The 19,086-nt window shown below is 57.2% G+C and carries 18 protein-coding genes; 16 read left to right on the forward strand and 2 right to left on the reverse strand.

What is annotated here, in order from left to right; all coding sequences use genetic code 11:
• The first annotated feature begins 70 nt into the window (after positions 1-70).
• Positions 71-1,114 carry a DUF1176 domain-containing protein gene (locus tag ACLJR2_RS11615; protein ID WP_001270670.1) on the forward strand — a complete coding sequence of 348 codons (1,044 nt, stop codon included), beginning with the start codon at positions 71-73 and terminating at the stop codon, positions 1,112-1,114.
• Positions 1,115-1,241: 127 nt separating this feature from the next.
• Entirely contained in the window at positions 1,242-1,472 is a 231-nt protein-coding gene (locus ACLJR2_RS11620; RefSeq protein WP_000700635.1) for a hypothetical protein, read from the forward strand.
• A gap of 62 nt (positions 1,473-1,534) precedes the next feature.
• Here the strand turns inward: ACLJR2_RS11620 and tkt are convergent, their stop codons facing one another.
• Positions 1,535-3,535: a transketolase gene (gene tkt, locus ACLJR2_RS11625; protein WP_001533704.1), complete on the reverse strand. Its 2,001-nt coding sequence runs from the start codon at positions 3,533-3,535 to the stop codon at positions 1,535-1,537.
• A 19-nt stretch (positions 3,536-3,554) separates the two neighbouring features.
• On the reverse strand, positions 3,555-4,505 hold the full coding sequence (tal, locus tag ACLJR2_RS11630; protein WP_001072436.1) for a transaldolase: 951 nt from the start codon (positions 4,503-4,505) through the stop codon (positions 3,555-3,557).
• A 271-nt stretch (positions 4,506-4,776) separates the two neighbouring features.
• Between tal and maeB the strand changes: the two genes are divergently transcribed.
• The 14 genes from maeB (at position 4,777) to eutB (ending at position 19,072) form a co-directional block, all read left to right on the forward strand.
• Positions 4,777-7,056, forward strand: coding sequence for an NADP-dependent oxaloacetate-decarboxylating malate dehydrogenase (maeB, locus tag ACLJR2_RS11635; protein WP_000344299.1), 2,280 nt, complete (start codon positions 4,777-4,779; stop codon positions 7,054-7,056).
• A gap of 416 nt (positions 7,057-7,472) precedes the next feature.
• Complete coding sequence (gene eutS, locus ACLJR2_RS11640) at positions 7,473-7,808, forward strand: ethanolamine utilization microcompartment protein EutS (RefSeq protein ID WP_001031445.1); 336 nt, start codon at positions 7,473-7,475, stop codon at positions 7,806-7,808.
• 12 nt (positions 7,809-7,820) lie between these two features.
• A complete protein-coding gene (gene eutP, locus ACLJR2_RS11645) occupies positions 7,821-8,300 on the forward strand; it encodes an ethanolamine utilization acetate kinase EutP (RefSeq protein ID WP_000820749.1) in 480 nt (159 codons plus the stop codon).
• Positions 8,278-8,967 (forward strand): ethanolamine utilization acetate kinase EutQ, encoded by a 690-nt coding sequence (gene eutQ, locus ACLJR2_RS11650; protein WP_000733867.1) that lies wholly within the window; start codon positions 8,278-8,280, stop codon positions 8,965-8,967. The genes eutP and eutQ overlap by 23 nt, the downstream gene beginning before the upstream one ends.
• Positions 8,964-9,767: an ethanolamine utilization cob(I)yrinic acid a,c-diamide adenosyltransferase EutT gene (gene eutT / locus ACLJR2_RS11655; protein ID WP_000997656.1), complete on the forward strand. Its 804-nt coding sequence runs from the start codon at positions 8,964-8,966 to the stop codon at positions 9,765-9,767. Before eutQ ends, eutT begins: the two co-directional genes overlap by 4 nt.
• Complete coding sequence (pta, locus tag ACLJR2_RS11660; protein ID WP_000582922.1) at positions 9,764-10,780, forward strand: phosphate acetyltransferase; 1,017 nt, start codon at positions 9,764-9,766, stop codon at positions 10,778-10,780. The genes eutT and pta overlap by 4 nt, the downstream gene beginning before the upstream one ends.
• Before the next feature lie 40 nt (positions 10,781-10,820).
• Positions 10,821-11,111 carry an ethanolamine utilization microcompartment protein EutM gene (eutM, locus tag ACLJR2_RS11665; protein WP_000387716.1) on the forward strand — a complete coding sequence of 97 codons (291 nt, stop codon included), beginning with the start codon at positions 10,821-10,823 and terminating at the stop codon, positions 11,109-11,111.
• 112 nt (positions 11,112-11,223) lie between these two features.
• Positions 11,224-11,511, forward strand: coding sequence for an ethanolamine utilization microcompartment protein EutN (gene eutN, locus ACLJR2_RS11670; RefSeq protein ID WP_001522340.1), 288 nt, complete (start codon positions 11,224-11,226; stop codon positions 11,509-11,511).
• 11 nt (positions 11,512-11,522) lie between these two features.
• Positions 11,523-12,926, forward strand: coding sequence for an aldehyde dehydrogenase family protein (locus ACLJR2_RS11675; protein WP_001075640.1), 1,404 nt, complete (start codon positions 11,523-11,525; stop codon positions 12,924-12,926).
• 10 nt (positions 12,927-12,936) lie between these two features.
• On the forward strand, positions 12,937-13,776 hold the full coding sequence (eutJ, locus tag ACLJR2_RS11680) for an ethanolamine utilization protein EutJ (protein ID WP_000929675.1): 840 nt from the start codon (positions 12,937-12,939) through the stop codon (positions 13,774-13,776).
• Positions 13,766-14,953: an ethanolamine utilization ethanol dehydrogenase EutG gene (eutG, locus tag ACLJR2_RS11685; protein WP_001147501.1), complete on the forward strand. Its 1,188-nt coding sequence runs from the start codon at positions 13,766-13,768 to the stop codon at positions 14,951-14,953. The genes eutJ and eutG overlap by 11 nt, the downstream gene beginning before the upstream one ends.
• A 119-nt stretch (positions 14,954-15,072) precedes the next feature.
• Entirely contained in the window at positions 15,073-16,299 is a 1,227-nt protein-coding gene (gene eutH / locus ACLJR2_RS11690; RefSeq protein ID WP_000512359.1) for an ethanolamine utilization protein EutH, read from the forward strand.
• Positions 16,296-17,699, forward strand: coding sequence for an ethanolamine ammonia-lyase reactivating factor EutA (eutA, locus tag ACLJR2_RS11695; protein ID WP_001097527.1), 1,404 nt, complete (start codon positions 16,296-16,298; stop codon positions 17,697-17,699). The genes eutH and eutA overlap by 4 nt, the downstream gene beginning before the upstream one ends.
• Before the next feature lie 11 nt (positions 17,700-17,710).
• Positions 17,711-19,072: an ethanolamine ammonia-lyase subunit alpha gene (gene eutB / locus ACLJR2_RS11700; protein ID WP_000769990.1), complete on the forward strand. Its 1,362-nt coding sequence runs from the start codon at positions 17,711-17,713 to the stop codon at positions 19,070-19,072.
• Positions 19,073-19,086: the final 14 nt, after the last annotated feature.

The raw sequence follows: 19,086 nt of genomic DNA on the forward strand, positions 1-19,086 counted from the left end.
GAGAACCCTGAGGCGCGCAAGGAAGATACCGCCTTAGCTGTGTTGTTCTGAATCTGGGGTTGTTCCGTTCATGCGCTACCGCGTTATTCTTTTTTGTCTGTTTGGCCTGTTGCCGGTCCAGCTACTGTGGGCTGCGCCAGCGCAACGGACTTTTTCCGACTGGCAGGTCACCTGCAATAACCAAAATTTTTGCGTAGCGCGCAATACTGGCGAACATCATGGGCTGGTGATGACATTAAGCCGCAGCGCCGGGGCGCGTACCGATGCGGTACTGCGTATCGACCGCGGCGGTTTGGCGCCGCCCGACGCTAAAGAAGCCGCAATTGCGCCTCGCTTATTGCTGGATGGCAAACCGCTTTCGTTCAACAGTCCACACTGGCGCGTGTCGCCCTGGCATCTCATGACCGGCGATCCTGCCACCATCACCGCATTTTTACAGACGATTCAGGATGCGCAGGCTATCACCTTAAAAAACGGCGTTCAGACGCTTTCGCTGGCGGGATTAAAAGCGGCATTACTGTTTATCGACGCGCAACAAAAACGTGTGGGCAGCGAAACCGCCTGGATTGAAAAAGGAAACGAACCGCCGCTCAGCGTGCCCCCGGCACCGGCATTGAAGGGGATCGCCGTGATTAATCCAACGCCCGTACCGCTGAGTGAGGAAGAACGCGACGATCTGCTGGACTACGCCGCATGGCGGGTAAACGGCATTCGTTGTTCGCTTGACCCGCTGCGTCGCGAGACGCAGGTCAGCGCGTTGACGGATGATAAAGCGTTATTGATTGTTAACTGCGAAGCCGGCGCCTATAACACTATTGATCTCGCCTGGGTAGTTTCACGCAAAAAAACGCTCGTCTCGCGCGCCGTACGTTTGCGGCTGCCGTTTAATCGCGGCGTCGAAAGTAATGACATGGAGTTGATGAACGCCTTCTTTGACGAGAAAACGCGCGAGCTGGTGACGTTGGCGAAAGGGCGGGGGTTAACCGACTGTGGTATCCAGACGCGCTGGCGTTATGATGGCGATCGTTTTCGTCTGGTACGTTATGCCGAAGAACCGAGCTGCGATAACTGGCACGGGCCGGATGCCTGGCCTACGCTGTGGATCACGCGTTGAATCCTGGTTGTTATCCCCTTTTCAGAATAGGGATACACCTATTGAGGTTTCATTTATGGTATAGAGATTGCTACGTTACGGTAGGATTGTTACTTTACCCGATAGCCTCACCACAGCAGGAAATAGTATGAAAATAAATAATGGCCCCGTATTATGCCCCCATTGTGGCTGCCTGAGCGCTTATTATGAAATAGATCGGCTGGCGGCGATAAGAGAGAAAGTGAATAAAGAAGGCGGATCAGCGGCATGGGATTCAACATTACAGGCGCATAAAAAAAAGGCCTTTTGCCTGATGTGCCATAAATCCATTGATGAGGTCGTCATCGGGCAGTCAGATGCGCCTGAGTCTACGAAGTAATTTTGCACAGCCTACAGAACAGGTCTGCAGACTGTGCAAAGTCTGTGTTGCTAACGCTCGCCTTAGCCTTTGATGTTCAGCACCCGGCGGGCTTTTTCTACAATATTTTCCACGGTAAAGCCAAAATACGGGAACAGTTTGTCAGCCGGAGCGGATTCACCGTATCCCGTCATGCCGATAATTGCGCCTTTTAGGCCAACATATTTATACCAGTAGTCGGCTATACCGGCTTCCACCGCGACGCGGGCGGTCACGTGCGCCGGTAGCACTGATTCGCGATATGCCTCGTCCTGCGCATCGAAAATATCCGTTGAAGGCAACGACACCACGCGAACGTTATGCCCCTCGCCAGTCAATTTTTCCGCCGCCTGGAGGGTAATTTCCATTTCCGATCCGGTAGCGATCAGAATGATATCCGGCTTGCCGCCGCTATCTTTCAGAATATAACCGCCGCGAGCAATCGCTTTCACCTGTTCCGGCGTGCGTTCCACCTGCGCCAGATTCTGTCGCGAGAGAATCAACGCCGTCGGCCCGTGCTGACGTTCAATGGCCAGCTTCCAGCCGACCGCCGCCTCAACCTGATCGCAGGGACGCCAGGTGCTGAAGTTTGGCGTTAAGCGCAGGCTCGCCAGTTGTTCCACGGCCTGGTGCGTCGGGCCATCTTCGCCCAAACCGATGGAGTCGTGGGTATAGACCATAATCTGCCGGGCTTTCATTAAGGCCGCCATACGTGCCGCGTTACGCGCATATTCGACAAACATCAGAAACGTGGCGGTATACGGTACAAAGCCGCCGTGGTGGGCGATGCCGTTGGCAATGGCGGTCATGCCGAATTCGCGCACGCCATAGTGGATGTAATTACCTGCCGGATCCTCTTTCAACGAGGTCGAACCTTTCCAGATAGTCAGGTTGCTCGGCGCCAGATCCGCCGATCCGCCCAACAGTTCCGGCAACAGGGGACCGTAGGCATTGAGCGTATTTTGCGATGCTTTACGGGTGGCGATTTTGGCCGGATTAGCCTGCAAGTCGTTAATAAATTTTTGCGTGGCGGACTCCCATGTCTCCGGCAGTCCGCCGCTCATCCGGCGGGTAAACTCCGCGGCCAGCTCAGGATAAGCCTTCTCATAAGCAGCAAACTTTTCCTGCCACTGCTGCTGCGCTTTCTCGCCTTTTTCACGGCCATCCCACGCGCGGTAAATTTCTTTTGGGATCTCAAACGCCGGATGATGCCATCCCAGCTTCTGGCGGGTCAGCGCCACCTCTTCTTCGCCCAGCGCCGCGCCGTGCGACTCCTCCTTCCCGGCTTTATTCGGCGAGCCAAAACCTATCACCGTCCGACAGATAATTAGCGAAGGTTTATCTTTTACGCTCTGGGCTTCCAGAATGGCTTTTTTCACCGCCTCCGGATCGTGCCCGTCAATGTCATGCACGACATGCCAGTGGTAGGCTTCAAAACGTTTGGCGGTATCGTCGGTAAACCAGCCTTCGGTTTCGCCATCAATGGAGATGCCGTTGTGATCGTAAAAGCCGATCAGTTTGCCCAGTCCCAGCGTACCAGCCAGCGAACACACCTCATGCGAGATCCCCTCCATCAGACAGCCGTCGCCCATAAAGACATAGGTGTAGTGGTCGACAATCTCATGGTCCGGCCGGTTGAACTGTGCGCCTAACGTACGCTCGGCAATCGCCAGCCCGACGGCATTCGCCAGCCCCTGGCCCAGCGGCCCGGTGGTGGTTTCAACGCCGGGCGTATAGCCAATCTCCGGGTGACCTGGCGTTTTAGAGTGCAGTTGACGGAAGTTTTTTAGCTCCTCCAGCGGCAGGTCATACCCGGTTAAATGCAGCAGACTATAGAGCAGCATGGAGGCGTGACCGTTGGAAAGGATAAAACGGTCACGGTCATACCAGGTCGGATCGGTGGGGTTATGTTTAAGAAAATCGTTCCATAGCACTTGAGCGATATCCGCCATCCCCATCGGCGCGCCGGGGTGCCCGGAATTGGCTTTTTGAACGGCATCCATGCTCAGCGCACGAATCGCATTGGCAAGGTCTTTACGGGACATAAATCACTCCATGCAAGGTTTATAGTTTGGCGGCAAGCAGGTCTTCCAGTTTGCGCTGGTCAACAGCAAAAAGACGGATACCTTCCGACAGCTTCTCTACGGCCATCGCGTCCTGATTATGTTCCCAGCGGAACTCCGCTTCCGTCATTGGCGTAGGGCGGTGGAACATCTGCGAGGAAGGCACCAGTTTACGGATCACCGGTTCTTCTTTTTCTTTCAGCTCTTTAAGCAGGTTAGGGGAGATAGTCAGTCGATCGCAGCCGGTTAGCGCGAGGATTTGCTCAGTACGGCGGAAACTTGCGCCCATCACGATGGTTTCATAGCGATGTTGTTTAAAGTAATCGTAGATATTGCGTACCGATTTCACGCCGGGATCTTCCTCCACGACATACGGCTCCAGCGGACTACGCGCCTGATACCAGTCGTAAATTCGGCCCACGAACGGAGAGATTAAATAGACGCCCGCTTCGGCGCAGGCGCGCGCCTGGGCAAAAGAGAACAACAACGTCAGGTTGCAATTAATGCCCTCTTTTTCGAGCTGCTCGGCGGCGCGAATACCTTCCCAGGTCGCGGCGAGCTTGATCAGAATGCGTGATTTATCAACATCCTGCTGCTGGTAGAGATCCACCAGATGGCGCGCTTTCTCGATACTTTTTTCTTTATCGAACGATAACCGCGCGTCGACTTCAGTGGAGACGCGACCGGGAATACTTTTCAGTATTTCCGCGCCAAAATTGACCGCCAGTTTATCGCTGGCTGCTGCAACCTGCTGTTCCTGCGTACCGCCGTGTTTTTTCCCCCAGGCAATCGCATCCTCAATCAAATGACCATACTGCTCAAGCCCGGCGGCTTTTAACAGTAAAGAGGGATTTGTCGTGGCATCCTGCGGCTGGTAGTGGCGGATGGACTCAATGTCGCCGCTGTCGGCGACGACGGTAGTGAATTGTTTGATGCCGTCTAGCTGGTTCATAGGAAATACTCCTTGAAAAGTAAAGTGTTAGATGAGTGTGTTGATTCACACTTCTGAAAGATTGATACACTACATAACCAAAAAGCATAGCAGACAGGCATGGTATTGCTGGTATAAGCAGGTAACATGGCCGTTATAAGTTGATAACAAACTCTTGCGCCGTGTCGTGATAGTTTGCAGACCTTCAAAGTTTGTGTTGCGCAGTACGGTGATAATGTGCGGCGCACCAGGCCGCGTCACTTTTTGAACGATACGTGAAAGGAACAACAAGATGGATGAGCAGTTAAAACAAAGCGCCCTTGATTTCCACGAATTTCCGGTACCCGGTAAAATTCAGGTTTCTCCGACTAAGCCCCTTGCCACCCAACGCGATCTGGCGTTGGCTTACTCGCCAGGCGTGGCGGCACCCTGCCTGGAAATCGAAAAAGATCCGCTGGCAGCCTACAAATACACCGCGCGTGGCAACCTTGTCGCGGTCATTTCCAACGGTACAGCGGTGCTGGGGTTAGGCAACATTGGCGCGCTGGCCGGCAAGCCGGTCATGGAAGGCAAAGGCGTTCTGTTTAAAAAATTCGCCGGCATCGATGTGTTTGACATTGAAGTCGATGAGCTTGATCCGGACAAATTTATCAATGTGGTCGCAGCGCTGGAGCCGACCTTTGGCGGCATTAACCTCGAAGACATTAAAGCGCCGGAATGTTTCTATATTGAACAGAAACTGCGCGAGCGCATGAACATCCCGGTTTTCCATGACGATCAGCACGGAACGGCGATCATCAGTACTGCCGCCATTCTTAATGGCCTGCGAGTCGTAGAGAAAAATATTTCCGACGTGCGGATGGTCGTCTCCGGCGCAGGGGCGGCGGCAATCGCTTGTATGAACCTGCTGGTCGCGTTGGGGATGCAAAAGCACAACATCGTGGTGTGCGACTCTAAGGGCGTTATTTACAAAGGCCGTGAGCCGAATATGGCGGAGACCAAAGCGGCCTATGCGGTAGACGACAGCGGCAAGCGCACGCTGGATGAGGTCATTGACGGCGCGGATATTTTCCTCGGCTGTTCAGGCCCGAAAGTGCTGACTCAGGAGATGGTGAAGAAAATGGCCCGCGCGCCAATGATTCTGGCGCTGGCCAACCCGGAACCGGAAATTCTGCCGCCGCTGGCGAAAGAAGTGCGTCCGGACGCCATCATCTGTACCGGTCGTTCCGACTATCCGAACCAGGTGAACAACGTATTGTGCTTCCCGTTTATCTTCCGCGGCGCACTGGACGTCGGCGCGACGGCGATCAACGAAGAGATGAAACTGGCGGCGGTCCGTGCGATTGCCGAGCTGGCGCACGCCGAACAGAGCGAAGTGGTGGCCTCGGCCTATGGCGATCAGGACCTGAGCTTTGGGCCGGAATACATTATTCCGAAACCGTTCGATCCGCGTCTGATTGTCAAAATCGCTCCGGCGGTCGCGAAAGCGGCAATGGATTCCGGCGTGGCGACGCGCCCGATTGCTGACTTTGATGCCTATATCGATAAACTGACCGAGTTTGTCTACAAAACTAACCTGTTCATGAAACCGATCTTCTCGCAGGCACGCAAAGATCCGAAGCGCGTAGTGCTGCCGGAAGGGGAAGAGGCGCGCGTGCTGCACGCAACCCAGGAGTTGATAACCCTGGGGCTGGCGAAGCCCATCCTGATCGGGCGTCCGAGCGTGATCGAAATGCGTATCCAGAAACTGGGGCTACAGATCAAAGCGGGCGTTGATTTCGAGATCGTGAATAATGAATCCGATCCGCGCTTCAAAGAGTACTGGAGCGAGTATTACCAGATCATGAAGCGTCGCGGGGTAACTCAGGAACAGGCGCAGCGTGCGATGATCGGCAACCATACGGCCATTGGCGCGATCATGGTGCAGCGTGGGGAAGCGGATGCGATGATCTGCGGCACCATCGGCGACTACCATGAGCATTTCAGCGTCGTGAAAGCCGTCTTTGGCTACCGTGACGGCGTGCATACGGCAGGGGCGATGAACGCCTTACTGCTGCCAAGCGGCAACACTTTTATCGCCGATACTTATGTTAACGAAGATCCCACGCCGGAACAGTTGGCGGAGATCGCCGTAATGGCGGCGGAAACCGTTCGCCGCTTTGGTATTGAGCCGAAAGTCGCGCTGTTGTCGCACTCTAACTTTGGTTCCTCAAATTCGCTGTCCGCCAGCAAAATGCGCGAAACCCTTGAGCGGGTACGCGAACGAGCGCCCGATCTGATGATTGACGGTGAGATGCACGGTGATGCGGCGTTGGTGGAAAGTATTCGTAATGACCGGATGCCGGATAGCCCGCTGAAGGGAGCCGCCAATATTCTGGTGATGCCGAATATGGAAGCCGCCCGCATTAGTTACAACTTACTACGCGTCTCCAGTTCCGAAGGCGTCACGGTCGGTCCGGTCCTGATGGGCGTGTCTAAACCGGTACATGTATTAACGCCGATCGCCTCTGTACGCCGTATCGTGAATATGGTGGCGTTAGCGGTAGTTGAAGCGCAAACCACGCCGCTTTAATAACGCATTACTCTCTCTTCTGGCGCAGGTTCTCCTGCGCTTTTTTTATGCGCCGCTGGGCTTCGCCATGGCATGAAAGGCTCGGGTGGGGATATTCTGGAACCTATTGCGTTACCCCTACTTATTTCACTGAATCTGTACTATGCACAAATCGAGTGATACGCATTATTTTTATCAATGGTAGTAATACAAAGAATAGTCGGTGAGTATTTATTGCGGAACAGGCTTAAATTCAGAATGACGCCTGAAAATGTGATGCACCACGATATTTATCGTTAACACCTTCGACAGAAGTCCCTTTTATTTTCTTTCTCTTAGTGATCTACCTCACCTTTTACATCACCTTGCCGAATTTTGTTATTTACTCCGACAAAAAATTGCCACGATGACGGCAGTTTCAGTGGAGACGGTGAGCAATGAATAAAGAACGCATTATTCAGGAATTTGTGCCGGGCAAACAGGTCACGCTGGCGCATCTCATTGCGCACCCTGGTGAAGAACTGGCGAAAAAGATCGGCGTTCCCGATGCCGGCGCGATTGGCATTATGACCTTAACGCCGGGGGAAACGGCCATGATCGCTGGCGATTTAGCGATGAAGGCTGCGGATGTACACATCGGTTTTCTCGACAGATTTAGCGGCGCGCTGGTGATTTATGGCACCGTCGGCGCAGTAGAAGAAGCGCTATTACAGACGGTCAGCGGGCTGGGGCGATTATTAAACTTTACCCTGTGTGAGTTAACAAAAAGTTAATTGGTGGCGGTAATGAAACGTATTGCTTTTGTCGGCGCGGTCGGCGCCGGAAAGACAACGCTTTTTAACGCGTTACGGGGAAATTATTCCCTCGCCAGAAAAACGCAGGCCGTGGAATTTAATGATCATGGCGATATCGATACGCCGGGTGAATATTTTAGCCATCCCCGTTGGTATCACGCCTTAATTACCACGTTGCAGGATGTGGACACGCTGATTTATGTCCACGCGGCAAACGATAAAGAAAGTCGCTTACCTGCCGGGTTATTGGATGTTGGAACCCGTAAACGACATATCGCCGTTATCAGCAAAACGGACATGCCGGATGCCGACGTCGCCGCTACGCGGCAGTTGCTTTGCGAGATTGGGTTCCGGGAGCCGATTTTCGAGCTCAACGGCCACGACCCGCAAAGCGTGCGGCAGTTGGTGGATTATCTGGCGGCTTTCAGTGAACAGGAGGAAGAGGCAGGTGAAAAAACTTATCACAGCTAACGATATTCGTGCGGCCCACGCCCGCGGCGAACAGGCGATGTCGGTAGTGCTGCGCGCCAGCATTATTACCCCGGAGGCTCGCGAAGTGGCGGAACTACTGGGCTTCACGATTACCGAATGCGACGAGTCCGTCCCGGCATCCACATCGGCGCAGGCGTGTAAAAGCGAAAGCCAGCGCATTCGGGAAGCCATCATCGCGCAGCTCCCGGAAGGGCAGTTTACTGAAAGCCTGGTGGCGCAGTTGATGGAAAAAGTGCTGAAGGAAAAGCAGTCGCTGGAACTGGGGACGATGCAGCCGAGCTTTACCTCCGTCACGGGTAAAGGCGGCGTGAAAGTCATTGACGGCAGCAGCGTGAAATTTGGCCGCTTCGACGGCGCCGAACCGCACTGCGTCGGCTTAACCGATCTGGTTACAGAGCAGGATGGCAGCAGCATGGCCGCCGGGTTTATGCAGTGGGACAACGCCTTTTTCCCGTGGACGCTGAACTACGACGAAATCGACATGGTGCTGGAGGGCGAATTGCACGTACGCCATGAAGGCGAAACCATGATTGCCAAAGCCGGAGATGTGATGTTCATCCCTAAAGGCTCCAGCATTGAATTTGGCACGCCAACGTCCGTGCGCTTTCTGTACGTCGCCTGGCCTGCAAACTGGCAATCCGTATGAACGATTTCATCACCGAAACGTGGCTCAGAGCGAATCATACGCTCAGCGAAGGATCGGAGATCCATCTGCCCGCTGATGCACGACTGACGCCCTCGGCCCGGGAACTGCTGGAAAGCCGCCGCCTGCGCATTAAGTTTCTGGATCCGCAAGGCCGGCTGTTTGTCGATGATGACGAACAGCAGCCGCAGCCGGTACATGGCTTAACCAGTAGCGATACGCACCCACAGGCCTGCTGTGAACTGTGCCGCCAGCCGGTGGTGAAAAAGCCCGATACGCTGACCCATCTGACGGCGGACAAAATGGTCGCCAAAAGCGACCCGCGCCTCGGCTTTCGCGCCGCGCTCGACAGCGCCATCGCGCTAACCGTGTGGCTACAAATCGAACTGGCGGAACCCTGGCAGCCGTGGCTTTTCGATATCCGCTCGCGGCTGGGCAACATTATGCGCGCCGACGCTATAGATGAACCACTGGCGGCGCAGTCTATCGTCGGGCTGAACGAGGATGAGCTGCATCGGCTTTCCCACCAGCCGCTGCGCTATCTCGACCACGATCACCTGGTGCCGGAGGCCAGCCACGGTCGCGATGCGGCGCTGCTTAATCTCCTGCGAACCAAAGTCCGCGAAACGGAAACCCTCGCCGCACAAGTGTTTATTACCCGTAGTTTTGAGGTCTTGCGCCCGGACATTTTACAGGCGCTGAACCGTCTCTCCAGCACGGTTTACGTGATGATGATTTTGAGCGTGGCGAAACATCCGCTGACGGTCGCCCAAATTCAACAACGGTTGGGAGAGAAGCCATGATCATTGAACGCGCCCGCGAACTGGCGGTACGCGCCCCCGCCAGAGTCGTCTTTCCCGATGCGCTGGACGAACGCGTGCTGAAAGCGGCGCATTACCTGCAACAGTACGGTCTGGCTCGCCCCGTTCTGGTCGCCAGTCCGTTTGCGCTGCGTCAGTTTGCCCTGAGTCATCGTATGGCGATGGATGGCATTCAGGTCATCGACCCACACAGCAACCTGAGTATGCGCCAGCGTTTTGCGCAACGCTGGCTTGCCCGTGCCGGAGAAAAAACGCCGCCGGACGCAGTGGAAAAGCTTAGCGACCCGCTAATGTTCGCTGCCGCCATGGTGAGCGCCGGTGAGGCTGATGTGTGTATCGCAGGCAACCTGTCGTCAACGGCGAACGTGCTGCGCGCAGGGCTGCGGGTGATTGGCCTGCAACCCGGGTGCAAAACATTGTCGTCTATTTTCCTGATGCTGCCGCAGTATGCTGGTCCGGCATTAGGGTTCGCCGATTGCAGCGTAGTGCCGCAGCCGACGGCGGCGCAGCTGGCGGATATCGCTATCGCCAGCGCCGACACCTGGCAGGCCATTACCGGCGAAGAGCCGCGCGTGGCGATGCTGTCATTTTCAAGCAACGGCAGCGCCCGTCACCCCAATGTTGCCAACGTGCAGCAGGCGACAGAGCTCGTTCGCGAACGTGCGCCGCAACTGCTTGTGGACGGTGAATTGCAGTTTGACGCCGCTTTCGTCCCGGAGGTCGCCGCGCAAAAAGCGCCTGACAGCCCGCTGCAAGGCCGCGCCAACGTGATGATTTTCCCGTCGCTGGAGGCGGGCAATATTGGCTACAAAATAGCTCAGCGTCTGGGAGGCTATCGCGCGGTTGGGCCGCTAATTCAGGGGCTTGCCGCGCCGATGCACGATCTCTCCCGAGGCTGTAGCGTGCAGGAAATTATCGAACTGGCGTTGGTGGCAGCCGTGCCGCGCCAGGCTGACGTGAGCCGCGAACGCAGCTTACACACACTGGTTGAATGAACGGTCCCGTTCTGGACCCCTTTAATGAGAGGAAAACACGATGGAAGCATTAGGAATGATTGAAACCCGGGGCCTGGTTGCGCTGATTGAGGCCTCCGATGCGATGGTAAAAGCCGCACGCGTGAAGCTGGTCGGCGTGAAGCAGATTGGCGGTGGCCTGTGTACGGCCATGGTGCGTGGCGACGTGGCGGCGTGCAAAGCCGCAACCGATGCTGGCGCCGCTGCGGCGCAGCGCATTGGCGAGCTGGTCTCCGTACACGTGATTCCACGCCCGCACGGCGATCTGGAAGAAGTGTTCCCGATCAGCTTCAAAGGCGACAGCAACATTTGATGGTAGGCCGGATAAGACGCGCAGCGTCGCCATCCGGCATGAATGCGCGCCATTGCCTGATGGTGCGCAGATTCAAGGCCTACGACCCAACGGGCAATCCATGGAGGCGGATATGAAACTGGCAGTCGTCACAGGACAAATCGTATGTACCGTCCGCCATCAGGGACTGGCGCATGACAAATTGCTGATGGTGGAAATGATCGATGCCCAGGGCAACCCCGACGGGCAGTGTGCCGTCGCTATCGACAGTATCGGGGCGGGAACCGGAGAGTGGGTACTGCTGGTCAGCGGCAGTTCCGCACGCCAGGCGCATCGCAGCGAATTATCACCGGTCGATCTGTGCGTCATTGGCATCGTCGATGAAGTGGTGGCTGGCGGGAAAGTGGTTTTCCATAAATAGGACTGAACATCATGAATCAACAGGATATTGAACAGGTGGTGAAAGCGGTACTGCTGAAAATGAAAGACAGCAGCCAGCCGGCCAGCACTGTTCATGAGATGGGCGTTTTTGCCTCCCTGGATGACGCAGTGGCGGCAGCAAAACGGGCCCAGCAGGGGCTGAAGAGCGTGGCGATGCGCCAGCTTGCTATTCATGCCATTCGCGAGGCGGGCGAAAAACACGCCCGAGAATTAGCGGAGCTTGCCGTCAGCGAAACCGGCATGGGACGCGTTGACGATAAATTTGCTAAAAACGTGGCGCAGGCGCGCGGCACGCCGGGCGTCGAGTGTTTATCTCCGCAGGTGCTGACCGGCGATAACGGCCTGACGCTGATTGAAAATGCGCCGTGGGGCGTGGTGGCCTCGGTCACGCCGTCCACCAATCCGGCGGCGACGGTGATTAATAACGCCATCAGCCTGATTGCCGCAGGCAACAGCGTCGTGTTTGCCCCGCATCCGGCGGCGAAAAAGGTCTCTCAGCGGGCAATCACCCTCCTCAATCAGGCGGTGGTCGCCGCCGGCGGCCCGGAAAATCTGCTGGTCACCGTGGCGAACCCGGATATCGAAACCGCCCAGCGGTTGTTCAAATATCCCGGTATTGGCCTGCTGGTGGTGACTGGCGGCGAAGCGGTGGTGGACGCGGCGCGTAAACATACTAATAAACGCCTGATCGCCGCCGGTGCCGGTAATCCCCCGGTGGTGGTGGATGAGACCGCCGACCTGCCGCGCGCTGCACAATCCATCGTCAAAGGCGCGTCGTTTGATAACAACATCATCTGTGCCGACGAAAAAGTGCTGATTGTGGTGGATAGCGTCGCCGACGAGCTGATGCGTCTGATGGAAGGTCAGCACGCGGTGAAACTGACCGCCGCTCAGGCCGAACAGCTCCAGCCGGTGCTGCTGAAGAATATTGATGAGCGCGGCAAAGGCACCGTCAGCCGTGACTGGGTCGGTCGTGACGCGGGCAAGATCGCCGCAGCCATCGGCCTGAACGTCCCGGATCAAACGCGCCTGCTGTTTGTGGAAACGCCCGCCAACCATCCGTTTGCCGTCACTGAAATGATGATGCCGGTACTGCCGGTGGTGCGGGTCGCCAACGTCGAAGAAGCCATCGCCCTGGCGGTACAACTTGAAGGCGGTTGCCACCATACGGCGGCGATGCACTCGCGCAATATCGACAACATGAACCAGATGGCGAACGCCATCGACACCAGCATTTTCGTCAAAAACGGGCCGTGCATTGCCGGGCTTGGATTGGGCGGAGAAGGCTGGACCACCATGACTATCACCACGCCAACCGGCGAAGGGGTGACCAGCGCGCGCACCTTTGTGCGGCTGCGTCGATGCGTGCTGGTGGATGCGTTTCGCATTGTATAAGGGATGACTCATGGCGCACGACGAACAACTCTGGCTCACCCCAAGACTGCAAAAAGCGGCGGCCCTGTGTAACCAGACGCCCGCCGCCAGCGATACACCGCTGTGGCTGGGCGTCGATTTGGGCACCTGCGACGTGGTGTCGATGGTGGTCGACGGCAACGCCCAGCCGGTGGCGGTGTGCCTTGATTGGGCCGACGTTGTGCGTGACGGCATCGTCTGGGATTTCTTCGGCGCCGTCACCCTCGTGCGCCGCCATCTCGACACCCTTGAACAGCAGCTCGGCTGCCGCTTTACCCACGCGGCGACCTCGTTCCCGCCGGGCACCGACCCGCGTATTTCGATCAACGTGCTGGAGTCTGCCGGGTTAGAAGTCAGCCACGTACTGGATGAACCGACGGCGGTGGCGGATCTGCTGGCGCTTGATAATGCAGGCGTGGTGGATATTGGCGGCGGCACTACCGGCATTGCCATCGTCAAACAGGGCAAGGTGACTTACTCCGCCGATGAAGCCACTGGCGGGCACCATATCTCCCTGACGCTGGCGGGCAACCGCCGTATTCCCCTGGAAGAGGCGGAACAGTACAAGCGCAGCAATGCGCAGGAGATTTGGCCGGTAGTGAAGCCGGTGTACGAAAAGATGGCGGAGATCGTTGCTCGCCACATTGAAGGGCAAGGAATTGCTGATTTATGGCTGGCGGGCGGTTCCTGTATGCAGCCGGGCGTGGAGGCGTTATTTCGCCAGCGTTTCCCGGAGTTACAGGTGCATTTGCCGCAGCACAGCCTGTTTATGACCCCGCTGGCGATAGCCAACAGCGGGAGAGCGAAAGCGGAGGGACTCTATGCAAGCTGAACTACAGACGGCGCTATTTCAGGCATTCGACACCCTGAATCTGCAACGGGTGAAAACGTTCAGCGTACCGCCGGTCACGCTGTGCGGGCTTGGGGCGCTCGGCGCCTGTGGACAGGAAGCGCAAGCGCGAGGCGTAAGCCATTTGTTTGTGATGGTCGACAGCTTCCTGCATCAGGCGGGAATGACCGCGCCGCTGGCACGCAGCCTGGCGATGAAGGGCGTGGCGATGACGGTCTGGCCGTGTCCGCCTGGCGAGCCGTGCATCACCGACGTCTGCGCGGCGGTCGCGCAACTGCGTGAGGCGGCGTGCGACGGCGTAGTGGCCTTTGGCGGTGGTTCGGTGCTGGACGCGGCGAAAGCGGTCGCCCTGCTGGTGACTAACCCTGACCAGACGCTGAGCGCCATGACCGAGCACAGTACATTACGCCCGCGTCTGCCGCTGATTGCGGTGCCGACCACCGCCGGAACCGGTTCTGAAACCACCAACGTGACGGTGATTATCGACGCGGTCAGCGGGCGCAAGCAGGTGCTGGCGCACGCGTCACTAATGCCGGACGTGGCGATTCTTGATGCTGCCGTGACCGAAGGCGTTCCGCCAAACGTGACGGCGATGACCGGTATCGATGCGTTGACGCATGCGATTGAGGCCTACAGCGCGCTCAACGCCACGCCGTTTACCGACAGCCTGGCGATTGGCGCGATAGCGATGATTGGCAAATCGCTGCCGAAAGCCGTGGGTTACGGCCACGATCTGGCGGCGCGTGAAAATATGTTACTGGCCTCCTGTATGGCGGGAATGGCCTTTTCCAGCGCCGGTCTGGGGCTGTGTCATGCGATGGCGCACCAGCCAGGGGCGGCGCTGCATATTCCGCACGGCCAGGCCAACGCTATGCTGCTGCCAACGGTCATGGGCTTTAACCGGATGGTATGCCGCGAACGCTTCAGTCAAATCGGCCGGGCGCTAACCAATAAGAAATCGGACGATCGCGATGCGATTGCGGCGGTGAGCGAGCTGATTGCCGAAGTGGGGCAGAGCAAACGGCTGGCTGACGCTGGCGCCAAACCCGAACACTACAGCGCATGGGCGCAAGCCGCGCTGGAGGATATTTGTCTGCGCAGTAACCCACGCACCGCCACACAGGCACAGATTATCGACCTGTACGCGGCTGCCGGGTAATGCCTGTAGGCCGGATAAGGTGCTCGCACCGCCATCCGGCAATAACACGGCGTTAATGCCGGAGGCGACGTAAACGTCTTATCCGGCCTACAAATCATAAATGGCAGGGAGTAAGGGCTATGGGAATTAACGAAATCATCATGTACATCATGATGTTCTTTATGCTGATTGCCGCCGTGGACAGAATCCTGTCGCAGTTCGGCGGGTCGGCGCGCTTCCTCGGTAAATTCGGCAAGAGTATCGAGGGGTCTGGCGGCCAGTTTGAAGAGGGCTTTATGGCGATGGGCGCGCTGGGACTGGCGATGGTCGGTATGACCGCGCTGGCGCCGGTGCTGGCGCATGTACTGGGGCCGGTTATTATCCCGGTATACGAAATGCTGGGCGCGAACCCATCCATGTTTGCGGGTACGCTACTGGCCTGTGATATGGGCGGATTCTTCCTCGCCAAAGAGCTGGCCGGCGGTGATGTCGCGGCGTGGCTATACTCAGGATTAATACTTGGGTCGATGATGGGGCCGACCATTGTGTTCTCCATTCCGGTGGCGCTCGGCATTATCGAACCGTCTGACCGCCGCTACCTGGCGCTTGGCGTACTGGCGGGTATCGTCACCATTCCGATTGGCTGCATTGCGGGGGGACTGATCGCCATGTACTCAGGCGTGCAGATCAATGGTCAGCCAGTGGAGTTTACCTTCGCGCTGATCCTGATGAACATGATCCCGGTATTGATCGTCGCGGTGCTGGTAGCGCTGGGGCTGAAGTTCATCCCGGAAAAAATGATCAACGGTTTCCAGATTTTCGCCAAATTTCTGGTGGCGCTGATCACCATCGGTCTGGCGGCTGCGGTGGTTAAATTCCTGTTGGGCTGGGAGTTGATTCCGGGACTCGACCCGATCTTTATGGCGCCAGGCGACAAACCCGGCGAAGTGATGCGCGCCATTGAAGTGATCGGCTCTATCTCCTGCGTGCTGCTCGGCGCGTATCCGATGGTGCTGTTACTGACCCGCTGGTTTGAAAAACCGTTGATGAATGTCGGTAAGCTGCTGAACGTAAATAATATTGCGGCGGCAGGCATGGTAGCGACCCTGGCGAACAATATCCCCATGTTCGGCATGATGAAGCAGATGGATACCCGCGGCAAAGTGATTAACTGTGCATTTGCCGTCTCTGCGGCGTTCGCGCTGGGCGACCATTTAGGCTTCGCCGCCGCCAACATGAACGCCATGATCTTCCCGATGATTGTCGGCAAGCTGATCGGCGGCGTGACGGCGATTGGCGTGGCGATGATGCTGGTGCCGAAAGATGACGCCGCCCAGGTGAAAACCGAAGCGGAGGCGCAATCGTGAACACTCGCCAGCTACTGAGCGTCGGTATCGATATCGGCACCACCACCACGCAGGTGATCTTCTCGCGCCTGGAGTTGGTTAACCGTGCGGCGGTGTCGCAGGTGCCGCGCTACGAATTCATCAAACGCGACATTAGCTGGCAAAGCCCGGTCTTCTTTACGCCCGTGGATAAGCAGGGCGGTCTGAAAGAGGCCGAACTTAAAGCGCTGATTCTGGCCCAGTATCAGGCCGCAGGCATCGCGCCTGAATCGGTGGACTCAGGGGCTATCATTATCACCGGCGAAAGCGCCAAAACCCGCAACGCCCGTCCGGCGGTCATGACGCTCTCGCAGTCGCTGGGCGACTTTGTGGTCGCCAGCGCCGGGCCGCATCTGGAATCAGTCATTGCCGGTCACGGCGCCGGAGCGCAAAGTTTGTCTGAGCAGCGGATGTGCCGGGTGCTGAATATTGATATCGGCGGCGGCACGTCTAACTACGCGCTGTTTGACGCGGGAAAAGTCAGCGGCACCGCCTGCCTTAACGTCGGTGGTCGCCTGCTGGAAACCGACGCTCAGGGGCGCGTGGTTTATGCCCATCAGCCGGGGCAGATGATTATCGATGAGGTGTTCGGTTCGGGTACTGATGCTCGCGCCTTAGCTGCCGCACAGTTGGGGCAGGTGGCGCGGCGGATGGCGGATCTCATCGTCGAGGTTATCACCGGCGCGCTCTCGCCGCTGGCGCAATCGCTGATGCAAACCGGGCTGCTGCCCGCCAATATTACGCCGGAGGTGATCACCCTTTCCGGTGGGGTAGGTGAATGCTACCGCAACCAACCTGCCGATCCGTTCTGCTTTTCTGATATCGGGCCGCTGCTGGCGACCGCGCTGCATGAGCACCCGCGTCTGCGCGAGATGAACGTGCAGTTTCCGGCGCAAACCGTACGCGCCACGGTCATTGGCGCTGGGGCCCATACGCTCTCGCTTTCCGGCAGTACTATCTGGCTTGAAGACGTCCAACTGCCGCTGCGCAACCTGCCGGTGGCGATCCCGCAGGATGACGCCGATCTGGTGAACGCCTGGCGGCAGGCGCTTCTCCAGCTTGATCTCGACCCGCAAACCGACGCTTACGTGCTGGCGCTTCCCGCCACGCTTCCGGTGCGTTACGCCGCATTACTCACGGTCATCAACGCGCTGACGGCTTTTGTCGCGCGTTATCCCAATCCACATCCCCTGCTGGTGGTGGCCGAGCAGGATTTTGGTAAAGCGCTGGGCATGTTATTGCGCCCACAGTTACCGCAACTTCCGCTGGCGGTCATCGATGAGGTGGTCGTGCGGGCGGGAGACTATATCGACATTGGTACGCCTCTTTTTGGCGGATCGGTTGTGCCGGTGACGGTGAAATCACTCGCATTTCCTTCCTGAGGGAACGACTTATGAAACTAAAGACCACATTGTTCGGCAATGTTTATCAGTTTAAGGATGTAAAAGAGGTACTGGCTAAAGCCAACGAACTGCGTTCGGGGGATGTGCTGGCCGGGGTTGCCGCGGCAAGTTCGCAGGAGCGCGTAGCGGCAAAACAGGTACTGTCGGAAATGACGGTGGCGGATATCCGCAACAATCCGGTGATTGCCTATGAAGAGGACTGCGTGACGCGCCTGATTCAGGACGACGTCAACGAAACGGCCTATAACCGGATTAAAAACTGGAGCATCAGCGAACTGCGCGAATACGTGCTGAGCGATGAAACCTCCGTGGACGACATCGCGTTTACCCGCAAAGGCCTGACCTCCGAAGTGGTGGCGGCAGTGGCGAAAATCTGCTCCAACGCCGACCTGATCTACGGCGGCAAGAAAATGCCGGTGATCAAAAAAGCCAATACCACCATCGGTATTCCGGGCACCTTTAGCTGCCGTTTGCAGCCGAACGATACCCGTGACGATGTACAGAGTATCGCCGCGCAAATCTACGAAGGGCTTTCTTTCGGCGCAGGCGATGCGGTGATCGGTGTTAACCCGGTGACCGATGACGTGGAGAACCTGACCCGCGTGCTCGACACCGTTTACGGCGTTATCGATAAATTCAATATTCCGACCCAGGGCTGCGTGCTGGCGCACGTCACCACCCAGATCGAAGCGATTCGTCGCGGCGCGCCGGGCGGACTGATTTTCCAGAGCATTTGCGGCAGCGAGAAGGGCTTAAAAGAGTTCGGCGTGGAACTGGCGATGCTCGACGAAGCGCGGGCTGTGGGGGCGGAGTTCAACCGCATCGCCGGGGAAAACTGCCTGTACTTTGAAACCGGGCAAGGCTCGGCGCTGTCGGCTGGTGCGAACTTTGGTGCCGACCAGGTGACGATGGAAGCGCGTAACTACGGGCTGGCGCGCCACTACGATCCGTTCCTGGTGAACACCGTGGTGGGCTTTATCGGGCCGGAGTATCTCTACAACGACAGGCAGATTATCCGCGCCGGTCTCGAAGATCACTTTATGGGCAAGCTGAGCGGCATCTCGATGGGCTGCGACTGCTGCTATACCAACCATGCCGACGCCGACCAGAACCTTAACGAAAACCTGATGATTCTGCTCGCCACTGCCGGCTGTAACTACATCATGGGGATGCCGCTCGGCGACGACATCATGCTCAACTACCAGACCACCGCTTTCCACGATACCGCCACCGTCCGTCAGTTGCTGAATTTACGGCCATCGCCGGAGTTTGAACGCTGGCTGGAAACGATGGGCATTATGGCAAACGGTCGTCTGACCAAACGGGCGGGCGATCCGTCACTGTTCTTCTGATGACGCGGGGATAA

The sequence above is a fragment of the Salmonella sp. SAL03688 genome (assembly GCF_046551895.1).
Classification (GTDB): domain Bacteria; phylum Pseudomonadota; class Gammaproteobacteria; order Enterobacterales; family Enterobacteriaceae; genus Salmonella; species Salmonella enterica.